Annotated in this window: 13 protein-coding genes; 3 read left to right on the top strand and 10 right to left on the bottom strand. The window is 72.7% G+C overall.

What is annotated here, in order from left to right; all coding sequences use genetic code 11:
* Positions 1-150 precede the first annotated feature (150 nt).
* Positions 151-1,116, bottom strand: coding sequence for a lipoyl synthase (gene lipA / locus ACZ42A_RS01465; protein ID WP_468525077.1), 966 nt, complete (start codon positions 1,114-1,116; stop codon positions 151-153).
* A 101-nt stretch (positions 1,117-1,217) separates the two neighbouring features.
* Positions 1,218-2,015, bottom strand: a complete 798-nt coding sequence (gene lipB, locus ACZ42A_RS01460) for a lipoyl(octanoyl) transferase LipB (protein WP_468525076.1) — start codon at positions 2,013-2,015, stop codon at positions 1,218-1,220.
* A gap of 233 nt (positions 2,016-2,248) precedes the next feature.
* Here lipB and ACZ42A_RS01455 point away from each other — a divergent pair, with 233 nt between their 5' ends.
* A complete protein-coding gene (locus ACZ42A_RS01455) occupies positions 2,249-3,682 on the top strand; it encodes a regulator (RefSeq protein ID WP_468525075.1) in 1,434 nt (477 codons plus the stop codon).
* A gap of 78 nt (positions 3,683-3,760) precedes the next feature.
* On the opposite strand, the gene ACZ42A_RS01450 is transcribed toward ACZ42A_RS01455, so the two are convergent.
* Both ACZ42A_RS01450 and ACZ42A_RS01445 read right to left on the bottom strand, forming a co-directional pair.
* Positions 3,761-5,140: an NAD(P)/FAD-dependent oxidoreductase gene (locus ACZ42A_RS01450; RefSeq protein WP_468525074.1), complete on the bottom strand. Its 1,380-nt coding sequence runs from the start codon at positions 5,138-5,140 to the stop codon at positions 3,761-3,763.
* Positions 5,141-5,317: 177 nt separating this feature from the next.
* On the bottom strand, positions 5,318-6,214 hold the full coding sequence (locus tag ACZ42A_RS01445; protein ID WP_468525073.1) for a TIGR01777 family oxidoreductase: 897 nt from the start codon (positions 6,212-6,214) through the stop codon (positions 5,318-5,320).
* A 72-nt stretch (positions 6,215-6,286) separates the two neighbouring features.
* Here ACZ42A_RS01445 and ACZ42A_RS01440 point away from each other — a divergent pair, with 72 nt between their 5' ends.
* Positions 6,287-6,775, top strand: coding sequence for a GNAT family N-acetyltransferase (locus tag ACZ42A_RS01440; RefSeq protein WP_468525072.1), 489 nt, complete (start codon positions 6,287-6,289; stop codon positions 6,773-6,775).
* Between the two features lie 14 nt (positions 6,776-6,789).
* Here ACZ42A_RS01440 and ACZ42A_RS01435 read toward each other — a convergent pair whose 3' ends face one another.
* Complete coding sequence (locus tag ACZ42A_RS01435; protein ID WP_468525071.1) at positions 6,790-7,974, bottom strand: MarP family serine protease; 1,185 nt, start codon at positions 7,972-7,974, stop codon at positions 6,790-6,792.
* 245 nt (positions 7,975-8,219) lie between these two features.
* Here ACZ42A_RS01435 and ACZ42A_RS01430 point away from each other — a divergent pair, with 245 nt between their 5' ends.
* Positions 8,220-9,065: a peptidoglycan recognition protein family protein gene (locus ACZ42A_RS01430; RefSeq protein WP_468526106.1), complete on the top strand. Its 846-nt coding sequence runs from the start codon at positions 8,220-8,222 to the stop codon at positions 9,063-9,065.
* A gap of 13 nt (positions 9,066-9,078) precedes the next feature.
* Here the strand turns inward: ACZ42A_RS01430 and ACZ42A_RS01425 are convergent, their stop codons facing one another.
* The 5 genes from ACZ42A_RS01425 to ACZ42A_RS01405 all read right to left on the bottom strand — a co-directional run bounded on the left by ACZ42A_RS01425 (position 9,079) and on the right by ACZ42A_RS01405 (position 15,372).
* Positions 9,079-9,597 (bottom strand): DUF4240 domain-containing protein, encoded by a 519-nt coding sequence (locus ACZ42A_RS01425; RefSeq protein ID WP_468525070.1) that lies wholly within the window; start codon positions 9,595-9,597, stop codon positions 9,079-9,081.
* 50 nt (positions 9,598-9,647) lie between these two features.
* On the bottom strand, positions 9,648-10,625 hold the full coding sequence (locus tag ACZ42A_RS01420; protein ID WP_468525069.1) for a helix-turn-helix transcriptional regulator: 978 nt from the start codon (positions 10,623-10,625) through the stop codon (positions 9,648-9,650).
* A gap of 57 nt (positions 10,626-10,682) precedes the next feature.
* On the bottom strand, positions 10,683-13,385 hold the full coding sequence (aceE, locus tag ACZ42A_RS01415) for a pyruvate dehydrogenase (acetyl-transferring), homodimeric type (RefSeq protein ID WP_468525068.1): 2,703 nt from the start codon (positions 13,383-13,385) through the stop codon (positions 10,683-10,685).
* A 307-nt stretch (positions 13,386-13,692) separates the two neighbouring features.
* Positions 13,693-14,706, bottom strand: a complete 1,014-nt coding sequence (locus tag ACZ42A_RS01410; RefSeq protein WP_468525067.1) for an ABC transporter permease — start codon at positions 14,704-14,706, stop codon at positions 13,693-13,695.
* Positions 14,707-14,748: 42 nt separating this feature from the next.
* Positions 14,749-15,372 carry a GntR family transcriptional regulator gene (locus ACZ42A_RS01405; protein WP_468525066.1) on the bottom strand — a complete coding sequence of 208 codons (624 nt, stop codon included), beginning with the start codon at positions 15,370-15,372 and terminating at the stop codon, positions 14,749-14,751.
* Between the last annotated feature and the right edge of the window lie 39 nt (positions 15,373-15,411).

Here is a 15,411-nt window from a genome sequence, read left to right as displayed (position 1 = left end):
AAAAAGAAAGAAAGCCCGGATCACAGGGGGTGACGGGGGGTTTCCTGTGAGAAAAGCCGTGTGCCCCCCCAGGGGGGTCCTGGGTGGGGGAGGACGGTCGGGGCCGCGACGAACCGGTGATTACTTGCCGGTAAGGTCTTGTGCGCGAATTCACACGGCCTGGGCGGCGACGTACGTACCGCGCTTCTCGATGGCCATCTGGTACAGGCGGCCGGCGCGGTAGGAGGAGCGGACCAGCGGACCGGACATCACACCGGAGAAGCCGATCTGCTCGGCCTCCTCCTTCAGCTCCACGAACTCGTGCGGCTTCACCCAGCGCTCCACCGGGTGGTGGCGCACCGACGGGCGCAGGTACTGGGTGATGGTCACCAGCTCGCAGCCCGCGTCGTGCAGCTGCTTGAGCGCCTCGCTGACCTCCTCGCGGGTCTCGCCCATGCCGAGGATCAGGTTCGACTTGGTCACCAGGCCGTAGTCGCGCGCGGCGGTGATGACCTTCAGGGAGCGCTCGTAGCGGAAGCCGGGGCGGATCCGCTTGAAGATCCGGGGGACCGTCTCGACGTTGTGCGCGAAGACCTCGGGGCGGGAGGAGAAGACCTCGTCGAGCTGCTCGGGGATCGCGTTGAAGTCGGGGGCCAGCAGCTCGACCTTGGTCCGGCCGCCCTCGCGGCCGGCGGTCTGCGCGTGGATCTGGCGCACGGTCTCGGCGTACAGCCAGGCGCCGCCGTCCTCCAGGTCGTCGCGGGCGACGCCGGTGATGGTGGCGTAGTTCAGGTCCATGGTGACCACGGACTCGCCGACCCGGCGGGGCTCGTCCCGGTCCAGGGCCTCGGGCTTGCCGGTGTCGATCTGGCAGAAGTCACAGCGCCGGGTGCACTGGTCGCCACCGATGAGGAAGGTGGCCTCGCGGTCCTCCCAGCACTCGTAGATGTTGGGACAGCCGGCTTCCTGGCAGACCGTGTGCAGGCCCTCGCTCTTCACGAGGTTCTGCATCTTCGAGTACTCGGGACCCATTTTCGCCCGGGTCTTGATCCACTCGGGCTTGCGCTCGATGGGGGTCTGGCTGTTCCGGACCTCCAGGCGCAGCATCTTGCGTCCGTCGGGTGCGACTGCGGACACGACCGGCTCCCTAGCGTTGATTCTTCGGCGCACTCTAGGGTACGCCCGTTGATTTGATGGCCCTCCGACCGGGCCAACCCGCGCGCAGCGGGGCGCATTCCCTATGCCGGCGTCTTCTCGATCACCCGCGGCTTCAGCTCCGCGTTCTCCAGCACGTCCCGCAGATGCCGCTCGACCACCGGCAGCACCTCGTCGATCGTGATGTCCCGGCCCAGCTCGTTGGCGAGCGAGGTGACGCCCGCGTCCCGGATGCCGCACGGGATGATCCGGTCGAACCAGGCGTTGTCCGGGTTCACGTTGAACGAGAAGCCGTGCATGGTGACGCCCTTGGCGACCCGGATGCCGATCGCCGCGATCTTGCGGTCCTCGCGGCGCTGGCCGGCGTTGGACGGCGCGTACTCCGGGCCGTTGAGCCGGGGGTCGAACTCGTCGTCGGTCAGCCGCGGGTCGAAGTCCAGGGAGAGCCCGCCGAGCGCCGGGCGCGCCTCGACGGGGTCGCCGAGGACCCACACGCCACTGCGGCCCTCCACCCGGGTGGTCTCCAGGCCGAACTCCGCGCATGTGCGGATCAGCGCCTCCTCCAGGCGCCGTACGTGCGCGACGACGTCCACCGGGCGGGGCAGCTTCTGGATCGGGTAGCCCACGATCTGGCCCGGGCCGTGCCAGGTGATCTTGCCGCCGCGGTCCACGTCGATGACCGGGGTGCCGTCGAGGGGGCGCTCGCTGGGCTCGGTGCGCCGGCCGGCCGTGTAGACCGGGGGGTGCTCCAGCAGCAGCACGGTGTCCGGGACCCGGTCCTCGAAGCGCGCGGCGTGCACCCGGCGCTGCTCGTCCCAGGCCTCCTGGTAGTCGACGGCCTCGGCACCGAATCCCATACGGACGAACCGCAACTCACTCACGGCAAGCCCCTCCCTCGAAGGTCGTAAGGCGTGAAACGCGCCTACGTCACTGTACGACCGTCGGCCGCACGTCAGCCTCGGGGGCAATCCTCACACGATCGGATGAATGAGCGTCGAAGTGTGCGATCGGGTGCTTACTCTCCGCTACATTCGCGCCGTTCACAAGGCCATAAGGGCTGCTCACAGGCAGTCCGGGCAATTCGGAAGCCCGGAGGCAGGAGATCGCACCGCAGATGACGGAACGACCCGCGCAGCGCACCCCCAACCGACAGCTCGCCGCGCTCATCGCAGAAGCGGGGTTCTCCAACGCAGGTCTGGCCCGTCGCGTGGACCAGCTCGGCCTCGAGCACGGGCTCGATCTCAGATACGACAAGACATCCGTCACCCGCTGGCTGCGCGGCCAGCAGCCCAGAGGGACCACTCCCGCGCTCATCGCCGAGGTGTTCACCCGCCGCCTCGGCCGCCGGCTCACCGCCCAGGACCTGGGCCTGGACGCCTGCGCCCCGGTCTACGCGGGGCTGGAGTTCGCGGCCGGCCCCGAGGAGGCCGTCGACATCGTCAGCGGCCTGTGGCGCAAGGACTCCGGCAGCCACGCCGAACTGCGCAAGATCGCGTTCACTCCGGCGGGGCTCGTGGTGCCCAGCCGGGACTGGCTGATCGGCCGCGCCGACGAGAAGGTCGCCCGCGGCACGGAACCGCCCCGGGTGCCCAGCCAGGGCCGCCCCGCGGTGCCCCGGCAGCGCGCGGTCGACCGCGGACCCGGCCACCGGGTCACCGGCGGCGACATCGCCGCGCTGCGCTCGGTCGGCGAGCTGTTCCGCACCCTGGACGACGCCTACGGCGGCGGCCACGCCCGGCAGGCCCTCGTGCGCTATCTGGAGCACGAGTGCGAGCCGATGCTCCGCGGCACCTACGGCGAGCAGACCGGGCGCCGGCTGTTCGCCGCCGCCGCGGACCTCACCCGGCTCGCGGGCTGGACGTCGTACGACATCGCCGCGCACGGTCTCGCCCAGCGCTACTTCGTGCAGGCCCTGCGGCTGTCCCAGGCGGCCGGGGACCGGGCGTACGGCTCGTACGTGCTGGTCACCATGAGCCGCCAGGCCGTCTATCTCGGGCACGGGCGGGAGGCCGTCCAGCTGGCGCGGGTGGCCCAGCAGGGGGTGGGCAGCTCGGCGCCGCCCGTCGTGCAGGCGCTGCTGCACGCCGCCGAGGCGCGCGGGCACGGCGTCCTGGGCGAGGTGCGGGCCTGCACCGCCTCGCTGGTCCGCGCCGAGCGCGCCCTGGAGGCCGCCCGGCCCGGCGACGACGTGCCGCACTGGGCACGCTTCTTCGACGAGGCGCAGCTCGCCGACGAGTTCGGGCACTGCCACCGGGATCTGCAGCAGTTCCGGGCGGCCGCGCAGCATGCGGAGCGCTCCTTGCAGTTGCGCTCCCCCGCGTACGCCCGCAGCCGGCTGTTCTGCCGGGTCGTCCTCGCCACCGCCCGCCTCGGTCTCGGGGAGCTCGACCAGGCGTGCGCGCTGGCCGCTGAGGCGGCGGGGCAGGCGGCGGAGATGCGGTCGGTGCGGGCGGTGGAGTACGTCAGGGACTTCGAGCGGCGGTTGGAGCCGTACAAGGATGCGGCTCCTGTGCGGTCGTATCGGGACAAGGTGGCGGTGTTGGGGTAGCGCCGTAACTCCGACTGCTGTGTGCCGGGTGCGGGTTCGTGGGGGCTGGTCGCGCAGTTCCCCGCGCCCCTTCTCGGCTCAGGCCGCTCGAGCTGTTGGGGCCGGGTCCGCCCTGTGCATCGGGCCCGTCGCGGCCAGGTCCGCCAGGATGGCCGCCGAGGCGCGGTGGCCCGAGTGGAGGGCGCCCTGGACGGTGCTGGAGTCGCGGTGGTCGCCGCAGACGTAGAGGCCGGCGAGGAGGCGTACCGGGCGCCGTAGGTCGTGGGGCGGGCGCATGGCCGGGACCGCCTCGGGGGTGTGGTGGACGGCCAGCGTCTCCCAGCGCATGGTCGAGGTGCCGTACAACCGCGAAAGGTGGGTTCGCACGGCGGTGTCGACGTCGTCCGGCGGGCTGCCCAGAACCGTCGAGGAGATCAGCGCCCGTCCCGCGGGCGCCCGGCTCGGGTCCACCGCGCTGACCACCGCCGTGTGGGCCACCGGCCCGCCCCGGTCGGCGTCCAGCAGCAGCGCCGCGCCGGTCGCAGGCGGCTCGTCGGTGGTGTGGTGGACGACGGTCACCGGATGGAAGTCCGGGACCCGGAGCCCCGGCAGCAGCTCGGCGGCGGTGCGCGCGTCGGTGGCCAGCAGCACCGCCCGGCAGCGGAACTCCCCGTGCTCGGCGGTGGTCACCGAGGTGGTGGAGACCGAGGTGACCCGCACCCCGGTGTGCACGCTCCCCGGCGGCAGCGCCCGCGCCAGCAGCTCCGGCAGCACCTCGGCCCCGCCCTCCGGCACGGCCATCCGCCCGGCGGCGAACGCCCGCAGCGCGAGGTCCGCGCACCGGCTGGAGGTGGTCAGCTCCGGGTCGCACAGCAGTGCGGCGAGCAGGGGGCGCAGGAAGCCGTCGACGGTGCGGGAGGGCAGGCCCCGGGCGGCCAGCGCCTGCCCGGCGGGCAGCTCCGGGCGGGTCAGCAGGCGTTCCAGGGGGGTGCCCGCGAGCCGGGCGAGCGCGCTGCCCAGCCGGGCCTGGTCGACGGCGCCGCCCACCGGGGCCGTCGACCGGTTCCGGGGCGGCGGCACGGTGCCCCCTCGGCCGCGCCCCGGCGTCGCCCGGGGGGCGCTCGCGAGGGCGCGCACCGCGTTGAGTGCGCCCCTCGCGCTCCGTCCGTTCACCGGGGCGCCCGCCCGGTGCCGGCGGCCGTCGCTGTGCAGCAGGACCCCGGGGGCGAACAGGCGCAGCGCGAGCGTGTCCAGTCCCGGGGTCAGCCGTAGTTCCGGATACGACGTGAACAGCAGCTGTCCGACACGGTCGAGGCGGAAACCGTCCACCTTCTCCGTCGACATTCGCCCGCCCACACAGGGGCCGGCCTCCAGGACCGTCGTCGTCACTCCTGCATGGGCCAGCCGAAGCGCCGCGGAGAGACCGGCGACCCCGGCTCCCACCACCACGACGTCGGCCTGAAACGCGGGCTCAAGCACGTGCCCCTCCTCGAGGTTGCGCGGCCGGTGGAGACCTCATGCCCCCAACCGGCTCCGGGGATACCCGAGTTCGCGTCGAGGTTAGGGCCGTGATCGGTCAGGGGCAGTCGCGCATCGACAGGGCACGGTCGCACGGCGGTCGCATACGGTCGGGCCGCCCCGTTTCGCCGGACGCGTTCACAGCGCCGCCCGGATCGCCTCCTCGATCCCGGGGAACGCGAACCGGAACCCGGACTCCAACAGCCGCTTGGGCACCGCCCGCTGACTGCCCAGCACATCCGCCGCCATCTCGCCCAGCACCACCCGCAGCACGGGAGCGGGCACCGCGAACACCGCCGGCCGGTGCAGCACCCGGCCCATCGCCGCGCTGATCTCACGGTTCGTCAGCGGCTCCGGCGCGGTCAGGTTGAACGGCCCGGACAGATCCTCGCGCTCCAGCAGATGGCGCAGCGCCGCGACCTCGTCGTGCAGCGCGATGTACGACCAGTACTGGCGCCCGCCGCCGAGCGGACCCCCGAGCCCGGCCTTGAAGAGGGGGAACAGCCTGCCCCAGGCCCCGCCCTCGCGCGCCACCACCAGGCCCGTGCGGGCGAACACCGTACGGACCCCCGCCGCCTCGGCCGGTGCCGCGGCGGCCTCCCACTCCACGCACAGCTCCGGCAGGAAGCCCCGCCCGGGCGGGGCGTCCTCGTCCACGACGCGGTCGCCGGTGTCGCCGTAGATGCCGACGGCGCTGCCGTTGAGAAAGACCCGCGGCGGCCGGTCCAGCGCGGCGACGGCCCGGGCCAGGGTCGCCGTGCCGTCCACCCGGCTGGCGCGGATGCGCGCCTTGTACGCCTCGGTCCAGCGGCGGTCGCCCACCCCCGCGCCCGCCAGGTTCACCACGGCGTCGCACCCGGCGAGCACCGCCGGGTCCACGTGCCGCCGCTCGGGCTCCCAACGCGCCTCGTGCGGGGACCGGGGCATGCGGCGCACCAGCCGCACCACGTCGTGTCCGTCCGCGACCAGGGAACGCACCAGGGCGCCGCCGATGAGACCGGACGCGCCCGACACCGCGATTCGTGAACGCCGCATGACCTCATCCTGTCCCGCGAGCCCGTAAAACCCCGGTGAGGGTACGCGCCTTCCCCCCGTAGGGTGACCGGCATGCCTGAACCGTCCATACGCACCGCCCGTCCCGAGGACGAGGAGCCCCTGCGCCATCTGGACCGCACGACCTGGTCGTACGTGCACGCGGTCACCGGACCGCCCGCACCGGACGAGCCCTTCTTCCGCGACACCGCCCGCCCCGAGGACCACCTGGTCGCCGAGCTCGACGGCCGTGTCGTCGGCTATGTCCGCCTCGGCTTCCCCACGCCGCTCCCCTCCAACGCCCACGTCCGGCAGATCCGCGGCCTCGCCGTCGCCGAGGAGGCCCGCGGCAAGGGCGTCGGGCGCGCCCTGGTGCGCGCCGCCGTCGACGAGGCCCGCCGCAACGGCTTCCGCCGGATCACGCTGCGCGTGCTCGGGCACAACACCCGCGCCCGCGCCCTGTACGAGTCGGAGGGCTTCGTCGTCGAGGGCGTGCAGCCGGAGGAGTTCTGCCTGGACGGCAGCTACGTCGACGACATCCTCATGGGGCAAAAGCTGACCTGACCGCTGTCCTGCCACTACGAGGTGACCAGGTCGCCCGTGTCCACCGGTGCCGTCGCCCGCGCCGCCCGCTCGGCGTCGCCGGCGACCTCCGCCGCCGTCAGGACGTACCCCGTCTCGGCGTCGGAGGTGGACCGGGCGAACACCACCCCGTACACCCGGCCCTCGGTGGTCAGCAGCGGGCCGCCGGAGTTGCCGGGGCGCACGGTGGAGCGGATCGAGTAGATCTCCCGGGTGACCGTGTCGTCGTTGTAGATGTTCTGGCCCGTCGCCCGCACCCGGTTCGCGACCGTCGCCCCTTGCAGGTCCAGGCCGCCGTCCTGCGGATACCCGGCGACCACCGCCGCGTCGCCGCGCGCCGCGTCGTCGTCGAAACGCAGCACGGGGGCACGCAGACCGGGCACCCGGAGCACGGCCACGTCCTTCTCCGGGTCGAACAGCACCACGGTGGCCTCGTACGCCGGGCCGATACCGCCCACCCGCACGGTCGGCTCGTCGATGCCCGCCACCACGTGCGCGTTGGTCATCACCCGCTCCGCCGCGTACACGAACCCGCTGCCCTCGCGGCCCTGGGTGCCCGCGATGCCCTCCACCTTCACCGTGCTGCGCTGGGCGGCGGTCGTGGCGGCCACCGTGACGCTGTCCCCGGAAGGCCGCGCGACCTCGGCCGTCGACTCGTTCTCGAACGGGTTGAAGACCTGCGGGAAGCCCGCCTCGGTGAGCGCCGAGGTGGCCCGCGAGAACCAGGCGGGCGTGGTGTCCGGCATCGCCTGCTGCACCGCCCCCAGCACCCGCGAGTCGCGGATCGCCCCCGACAGCAGGGTGGACGAGGACGCCGCCAGGACGCTCGCCGCCACCCACGCCACGATCAGCACGGCCGCCGCGTTCGCCACCGCCCCGCCGACCCCGTCGGCCACTCTGAGCGGCCCCCGGGCCAGCTCCCGCCGCAGCCGCAGCGCCAGCCGCCCGGCCAGCTCATGGCCCACCGCGGCCGGGACCAGCACCGTGCACACCGCGGTGACCGTGGCCGCCGTACCGCCCGGCGTCACCAGGTCCATCACCCAGGGCAGTGCCCACACGCCGAGCGCCGCACCGCCCACGAACCCGGCCAGCGAGACGCAGCCGGCCACCAGCCCGCGCCGGTAGCCGGAGCCGGCGTAGAGCAGGATCGCCAGCAGCAGAAGGATGTCGAGGAGGTCCACCAAGCCGCCTTTCTCTCGGACCCCTATACGCGGGGGACGGGCCCAGTGATCAGCCGCACGCGCGGCCGCCGCCGTCGAACCGGCCACGGGGCGTGTACCTGGGGGAAACGTCGCGGACCGGGACGATGGTTCCACCAGGTGGCACAGCACACATCGCGGGCGGCGGGGATCTTGCGGACAGTGGGATCATGCGTGTCTTCCGAAGCGCCCGAAGGACACGGCGGGCCCGTCGGCGCGCCGTGCGCATGCCCGGCCCGGCCCGCGCGGCGCTGGGCGCGCTCCCCGGGATCTCCGCCGCCGTGGCGCTGGCGCTGTGCGCGAGCGGCGTCGACCGGGCCGCCGACGCCCACGCCCAGCGCCGCCCGGCGGTCCTGCGCCCGGCGGCCGCCCACACCGCGCCCCGGCCGCCCATCGTGCCCCGCGCGGCCTGGCTGGAGGGAACCCGCCCGAAGCAGCCGCCCGCGCGGTACGACGACAAGGTCGTCGCGGTCTTCGTGCACCACACCGACTCGCCCAACGCCTACGACTGCGCCGAGACGCCCCGCATCATCCGCTACCTGCACGCGGGTCAGACCAGCACCCGGCACTGGGACGACATCGGCTACAACTTCCTCGTCGACCGCTGCGGCGTCATCTACGAGGGCCGCGCGGGCGGCGTCGCCCGCGCCGTCACCGGCGCCCACACCCAGGGCTTCAACCACCGCACCGCCGGCATCGCCGCCATCGGCACCTTCACCGCGGGCGTCGAGGTGCCGCGCGCGATGACCGACGCGATCGCCGCGCTGGCCGCCTGGAAGCTCGGTCTGTCGGGCACCGACCCGCGGTCGCGGGTCCGCCTCGTCTCCAGCAACAGCGGCAGCCGCTACGCCGCCGGCACCCTCGCCAGCCTGCCCGCCCTCGCCGGCCACAACGACGGCTTCATGACCAGCTGCCCCGGCGCCGCCCTCACCGCCCGGCTGCCGGAGATCCGCGACCTGGCCGCCCGGCTCCAGGGCCGCGGCCCGCGGGCGGAGCGGAACACCAACGAGGGGCGCACGGATGTCGCCGCCCTGCGGTCGGGCGTACCGGCGCTCCGGAGGCGGGGACCGTGACAGCCGTCCCGGGTCACTCCCGGAACCGGTACCAGAGCCGGGGATAGCGCTCGGCGAGCACCCCCTCGTTCTCGAAGTCGACCGGGGTGCCCTCCGGTTCCGCCGGGGCGGGCGGGATGCCGAGGTCCGGGGCGACGGTGCCGGTCAGCTGCTCGTACGCCTCGTCGGCCGCGTAGCCCAGCTCCTCGCCGTCGCCGTCGATCTCCTCGTCGAAGTCGTCCAGGAGATCGGCCAGGGAGTCCGGGTCGTGCAGGGCGCCCTCGAACACCTCCCGGCCCTGGCCGATCAGCCAGCAGCGGAAGAAGTCGAAGGCGTCGTCGCTGGCCCCGTCGAGCAGCACCCAGGCGGCGCCCCAGAGGTCCCAGCGGTAGGCGCGGTTGTAGCGGGCCTCGAAGTGACGGGCGAAGTCGAGCACCTCCTCCGGGTCCAGCTGGAGCAGCCGGTCCACCAGCAGATCGGCCTGCTCCTCCGGGTCGCCCTCCGCGGCCTCGCGGGTGCTGTCCACGAGCTCCCAGAACTCCGTCTCGTCCATCACCGCTCCAGCATCGTCCCTGCGCGAGACGGACGCACCCGGAGTGGCTCTCAGAGCCTGTCGTACAGCTCCGCCAGCCGTCGGGCGTCGGCGGCGAGCAGGTCCCGCAGCGACGGCGGGGACAGCACCTCGGCCTCCGGGCCGAGGGCGGTGAGCTGGGTGTGCGCGACCTCCTCGGACTCCACGCGCAGGGTGACGGTGACCCAGCCGCGCGCGTCCGGCTCGCCCGCCGTGGCCAGGGCGTCCCGTGCGGAGAGCGGATCGACGGCGTACGGCAGTCGGCGCGCGCCCTGCGCGGAGAGCCGCACGACGACCTCGGCGCGCAGCAGCGAGCGCGCGAACCGCTCGGCCTGCTCCTCCCAGAACGCGGGCAGGTCGAACTCCTCGTCGCGGACGAAGCGGTCCTCGCCGGGCTCGACGGCGGTGAAGCGGTCGATGCGGTACGTCCGGAAGGACCCCGCGTCGGCGACCCGCGCGCACAGGTACCAGACACCGGCCTTCAGCACGAGCCCGTACGGCTCCAGCTCCCGCTCGACCTCCGCATCCCCGCGCCGGTAACGGGCGGTGATCCGCCGGTCGTCCCACACCGCGTCGGCCACCGCGGGCAGCAGCGGGGGAGTGCGCAGCTCCTTGAACCAGCCCGGCGCGTCCAGATGGAACCGCTGCGCCGCCGCGCGCGGGGCGTCCCGCAGGGACGGCAGCAGCGCCGCCGACACCTTCAGCCGGGCCGCCGACGCGGCGTCCTCCAGCCCCATCTCGCGCAGCGCCCCCGGCACCCCGGACAGGAACAGCGCCTCGGCCTCGCCGCGGTGCAGCCCGGTCAGCCGGGTCCGGTACCCGCCGATCAGCCGGTAGCCGCCGGCCCGCCCCCGGTCGGCGTAGACGGGGACGCCCGCCTCCGACAGGGCCTGCGCGTCCCGGGTGATCGTCCGCTCGGACACCTCCAGCTCCCGGGCCAGCTCGGCGGCGGTCATGGAGGGGCGGGACTGGAGCAGCAGCACCATCTTGATCAGCCGGGCAGCACGCATGCGGACATCATGCAGGAGGCCCCCGCCGCGGCGGGGGCCTCCTGGAACGACCGGTTCTTACAGGCCGTAGCGCTCGCGCGCCTCCTTCACGGCCGTCGCCTTGACCTCGCCGCGCTTGGCGAGCTGGGCCAGGGCGGCGACGACGATCGACTGGGCGTCGACGCCGAAGTGGCGGCGGGCGGCCTCACGGGTGTCGGAGAGGCCGAAGCCGTCCGCACCCAGCGAGGAGTAGTCCTGCTCCACCCACTGCGCGATCTGGTCCGGGACCTGGCGCATGTAGTCGGAGACCGCCAGCACCGGGCCCTCGGCGCCCTGCAGCGCCTGGCGGACGTACGGCACCCGCTCCTCGCCGCGCAGCAGCGCCGCGTCGGCCTCCAGCGCGTCCCGGCGGAGTTCCGACCAGGAGGTGGCGGACCAGACGTCCGCCGCCACGCCCCACTCCTCGGCGAGCAGCTTCTGCGCCTCCAGGGCCCAGTGGATCGCCGTACCGGAGCCCAGCAGCTGGATGCGCGGGGCGTTCGCCGCCACGTCCACGCCCGCCGACTCCGCCGTGTTGAAGCGGTACAGGCCCTTGACGATGCCCTCGTCGATGCCGAGGCCCTGCGGCTTCGCGGGCTGCGGCAGCGGCTCGTTGTAGACGGTCAGGTAGTAGAAGACGTTCGGGTCCTCGCCCGGGGCGGCCTCGCCGTACATCCGGCGCAGACCGTCCTTGACGATCACGGCGATCTCGTACGCGAACGCCGGGTCGTAGGTGAGGGCGGCCGGGTTGGTGGCCGCGATCACCGGCGAGTGGCCGTCGGCGTGCTGCAGGCCCTCACCGGTCAGCGTCGTGCGGCCGGCGGTGGCGCCGATGAGGAAGCCGCGGCCGAGCTGGTCGCCGAGCTGCCACATCTGGTCGGCGGTCCGCTGCCAGCCGAACATCGAGTAGAAGATGTAGAACGGGATCATCGCCTCGCCGTGCGTCGCGTACGACGTCGAAGCGGCGATGAAGTCGGCCATCGAGCCGGCCTCGGTGATCCCCTCGTTGAGGATCTGGCCGTTCTTGGCCTCCTTGTAGTACATCAGCTGGTCGCGGTCGACCGGCTCGTACGTCTGGCCCTTCGGCGAGTAGATGCCGAGGGAGGGGAAGAGGCTCTCCATACCGAAGGTACGGGCCTCGTCCGGCACGATCGGCACCCAGCGCTTGCCGGTCTCCTTGTCGCGGACCAGGTCCTTGACCAGGCGGACGAACGCCATGGTCGTCGCCACGTTCTGCGAGCCGGAGCCCTTGTCGAAGGAGGCGAAGGCCTTCTCGGCGGGCGCGGGCAGCGGGGCGACCGGGTGGACGCGGCGGGCCGGGGCGGGACCGCCGAGGGCGGCGCGGCGCTCCTGGAGGTAGCGGACCTCGGGGGAGTCGGCGCCCGGGTGGCCGTAGGGGACCACGCCGTCGACGAAGTCGCTGTCCTTGATCGGCAGGTCGAGCAGGTCGCGCATCGTCTTGAACTCGTCCACCGAGAGCTTCTTCATCTGGTGGTTGGCGTTCTTCGACGCGAAGCCCTCACCGAGGGTGTGGCCCTTGACCGTCTGCGCCAGGATCACCGTCGGAGCGCCCTTGTGCTCGACGGCGGCCTTGTAGGCGGCGAAGACCTTGCGGGACTCGTGACCGCCGCGCGAGAAGTGGAAGCACTCGATGATCTTGTCGTCGCCGATCAGCTTCGCCATCTCGACGAGCGCCGGGTCCTTGCCGAAGAAGTCCTGGCGGATGTAGGCGGCGTCGCGGGTCTGGTAGGTCTGGATCTGCGCGTCCGGTACCTCGCGCAGTCGGCGTACGAGCGCGCCGGTGGTGTCGAGCTGGAACAGCTCGTCCCACGCCGAACCCCACAGCGTCTTGATCACGTTCCAGCCGGCGCCGCGGAACTGGGCCTCCAGCTCCTGCACGATCTTGAAGTTGGCGCGGACCGGGCCGTCGAGGCGCTGCAGGTTGCAGTTGATGACGAAGGTGAGGTTGTCCAGCTCCTCACGCGCGGCCAGCGCGAGCGCCGCCGTCGACTCCGGCTCGTCCATCTCGCCGTCGCCGAGGAAGGCCCACACGTGGGAGGCGGAGACGTCCTTGATGCCGCGGTTGGTCAGGTAGCGGTTGAACCGCGCCTGGTAGATCGCGGAGAGCGGGCCGAGGCCCATGGAGACGGTCGGGAACTCCCACAGCCAGGGGAGGCGACGCGGGTGCGGGTACGACGGCAGGCCGTTGCCGCCCGACTCGCGGCGGAAGTTGTCGAGGTGGTCCTCGTTCAGCCGGCCGTCGAGGAAGGCGCGGGCGTAGATGCCGGGGGAGGCGTGGCCCTGGATGTAGAGCTGGTCGCCCGAACCGTCGGCCTCCTTGCCCTTGAAGAAGTGGTTGAAGCCGGTCTCGTACAGCCAGGCCGCCGACGCGAAGGTGGCGATGTGGCCGCCGACGCCGTACTTCGAGCCGCGGGTCACCATGGCCGCCGCGTTCCAGCGGTTCCAGGCGGTGATCCGGGCCTCCATCGCCTCGTCACCCGGCACGGCGGGCTCGGCGGCGGTGGGGATGGTGTTGACGTAGTCGGTCTCGAGGGGCTTCGGCAGCGCGATGCCGGTGCCCTCGGCACGCTCCAGCGTGCGCCGCATCAGGTACGCGGCACGGTGCGGGCCGGCCGCCTTGGCGACCGCGTCCAGCGAGGCCTGCCATTCGGCGGTCTCCTCGGGGTCGCGGTCGGGGAGCTGGTCGAGCGCGCTCGGCTGGATGGCGTTGGGGTCGGTCATGTCGCCGCCTTCCTCAGTCGAAGGGGGTTCCCTCATCGGTAAGGGTTCGGGGGTGCCCTTGGTCTTTGGCAGGACAGGGCTGGGACTTCGGTGGAAGTCCGTCGGCGACTGTAACTCCCTGATCGATGATCGATCAAAGGGTTGATGGTGAAAACCTCTCGATCCCGAGAAAGTCGGCACGGGGTGCCTCCGGCGGTGGCACGGGGTGACGCGATGCGGCCTTGTTTTTGCAGGTGAGGGCGCGTTTGAGCGGCGGTTTGCTCTGGTGTTCGGGGACATTGAGGGGTGGATTCAGGGGTCGTGGGTGTCAAGAGCGCTGCTCGCGCCCGCCGGGATGGCGGTGCGACCAGTTCAGGAAGACCGCGCAGGACAGCAGCGACCAGCCGGCCAGCACCAGGAAGGGAAAGGCGTGCTGGTGGCCGGGGAAGTACACCACCGTGTGCTGGGCGTTGACCGAGGCGCCGGGCGGCAGCCAGCGGCCGATCGCCCCCAGCGCGGACGGCAGCAGCGGCCAGGACACCGCGCCGCCCGAGGACGGGTTGCCCACCAGCACCATCAGCCCCCAGGTCGGCAGCATCGCCCAGCGGCCGATCAGCGTGTTGAACAGCGTGAACACCATGCCGCTGGTGAACATCGTGAGCGCCAGGATCATCCAGGACGCCGCGAAGGGCAGGTCCAGGGCGTTGAGCAGCCAGTCCACCGCGGCGGCGATCGCGAACCCGCCCAGCAGCGCGTACGTCGCCGTGAACGCGATGCGCTCCGGCGGGTTGAGCGCCCGGGCGTGCACGCTCAGCTGGATCGAGCCGACGAAGCCGATGATCACGGCCGCGAGGGAGATGTAGAAGATCGCCAGCCCGCGCGGATCGCCCGACTGCAGCGGCTTGATGTCCCGGACGGTGACCGACACGCCGGTCTTCTCGCCGACCTTCACCGCCGCGTCCGACAGCACCTGGGCCACCGAGGCGCCGGACGCGCCCGAGACGTCGAGGGTGACGGCCCGGCCGTCCTCGCGCACGTCGAGGATCCCGAAGATCTCCTGCTCCTCGACCGCCGCCCGGGCCGCGGTCGGCCGGTCGTACGGGTGCACCTTCACCGAGGCGTTCAGCGCCCGCTCCATGCCGTCCAGGAAGGCCCGGCCCCGGGCGTGTTCGTACTGGCCCAGCACCGCCACGGGCACGGAGCGCGGCGTCGGATTCGCCATCGCGTACGTGTACGACCAGGCGAACAGGCCCGCCGCCGCGGCGAGGATCAGGACCAGCACCGTCGCCGGCAGGAACGGCGACTCCTTGTAGCGGACCCACCAGTGCGGCGTTTCGGACATGCCGGTCACATTAGGGCAGGTGTCGGGCACCTGCCCGCAGGCTCACGCGCGAGGTGCGCACCCCAGGACGTGCGCCTTCACGATCTCGGCGATCCGCGGATCGCGGCGGCGGAAGGCGGCGAGCAACTCCTCGTGCTCCTCGGCGTACGACTGCTGGACCGTGCCCAGCCAGCGAATGGACAGCGCGGTGAACACCTCGATGCCGAGGCCTTCCCAGGTGTGCAGCAGCACCGAGTTGCCGGCCGCGCGGACCAGTTCCCGGTGGAAGCCCACCGTGTGCCGCACCTGGGCCGTGCCGTCGGAGTTGCGGTCCGCCTCGTACAGGGCGGTGACGTGCGGCTCCAGCGCGGAGCAGTCCTCCGCGAGGCGCTCCGCCGCGAGTTCGGCCGCGATGGCCTCCAGGCCGGCCCGGACGGGGTAGCTCTCCTCCAGGTCCGCGGCCGTCAGGTTCCGCACGCGTACGCCCTTGTTCGGCGCGGACTCGATCAGGCGCAGGGACTCCAGTTCGCGCAGTGCCTCCCGGACCGGGGTCTGGCTGACCTCCAGTTCGGTCGCGATACGCCGCTCCACGATCCGCTCGCCCGGCTGCCAGCGCCCGCTGATGATCCCTTCCAGGATGTGCTCGCGGATCTGTTCGCGCAGCGAGTGGATGACGGGGGCGGTCATGAGGGCTCCTTAGGGCGCGTTGACGCTTAGACAATAAGC

The sequence above is a fragment of the Streptomyces sp. NPDC030838 genome, from assembly GCF_055572035.1.
The sequence above is the reverse complement of the archived record's forward strand: the minus strand, read 5'-3'. Positions and strand labels throughout refer to the sequence as shown.

What these genes read in the sequence shown, in the direction of transcription:
- ACZ42A_RS01455 (WP_468525075.1), top strand. Translation starts at nt 2,249, where the DNA reads ATGACGGAACGACCCGCGCAGCGCACCCCCAACCGACAGCTCGCCGCG.
- ACZ42A_RS01445 (WP_468525073.1), bottom strand. Translation starts at nt 6,214, where the DNA reads ATGCGGCGTTCACGAATCGCGGTGTCGGGCGCGTCCGGTCTCATCGGC.
- ACZ42A_RS01440 (WP_468525072.1), top strand. Translation starts at nt 6,287, where the DNA reads ATGCCTGAACCGTCCATACGCACCGCCCGTCCCGAGGACGAGGAGCCC.
- ACZ42A_RS01430 (WP_468526106.1), top strand. Translation starts at nt 8,220, where the DNA reads ATGCCCGGCCCGGCCCGCGCGGCGCTGGGCGCGCTCCCCGGGATCTCC.
- ACZ42A_RS01425 (WP_468525070.1), bottom strand. Translation starts at nt 9,597, where the DNA reads ATGGACGAGACGGAGTTCTGGGAGCTCGTGGACAGCACCCGCGAGGCC.
- ACZ42A_RS01420 (WP_468525069.1), bottom strand. Translation starts at nt 10,625, where the DNA reads ATGCGTGCTGCCCGGCTGATCAAGATGGTGCTGCTGCTCCAGTCCCGC.
- aceE (WP_468525068.1), bottom strand. Translation starts at nt 13,385, where the DNA reads ATGACCGACCCCAACGCCATCCAGCCGAGCGCGCTCGACCAGCTCCCC.
- ACZ42A_RS01410 (WP_468525067.1), bottom strand. Translation starts at nt 14,706, where the DNA reads ATGTCCGAAACGCCGCACTGGTGGGTCCGCTACAAGGAGTCGCCGTTC.
- ACZ42A_RS01405 (WP_468525066.1), bottom strand. Translation starts at nt 15,372, where the DNA reads ATGACCGCCCCCGTCATCCACTCGCTGCGCGAACAGATCCGCGAGCAC.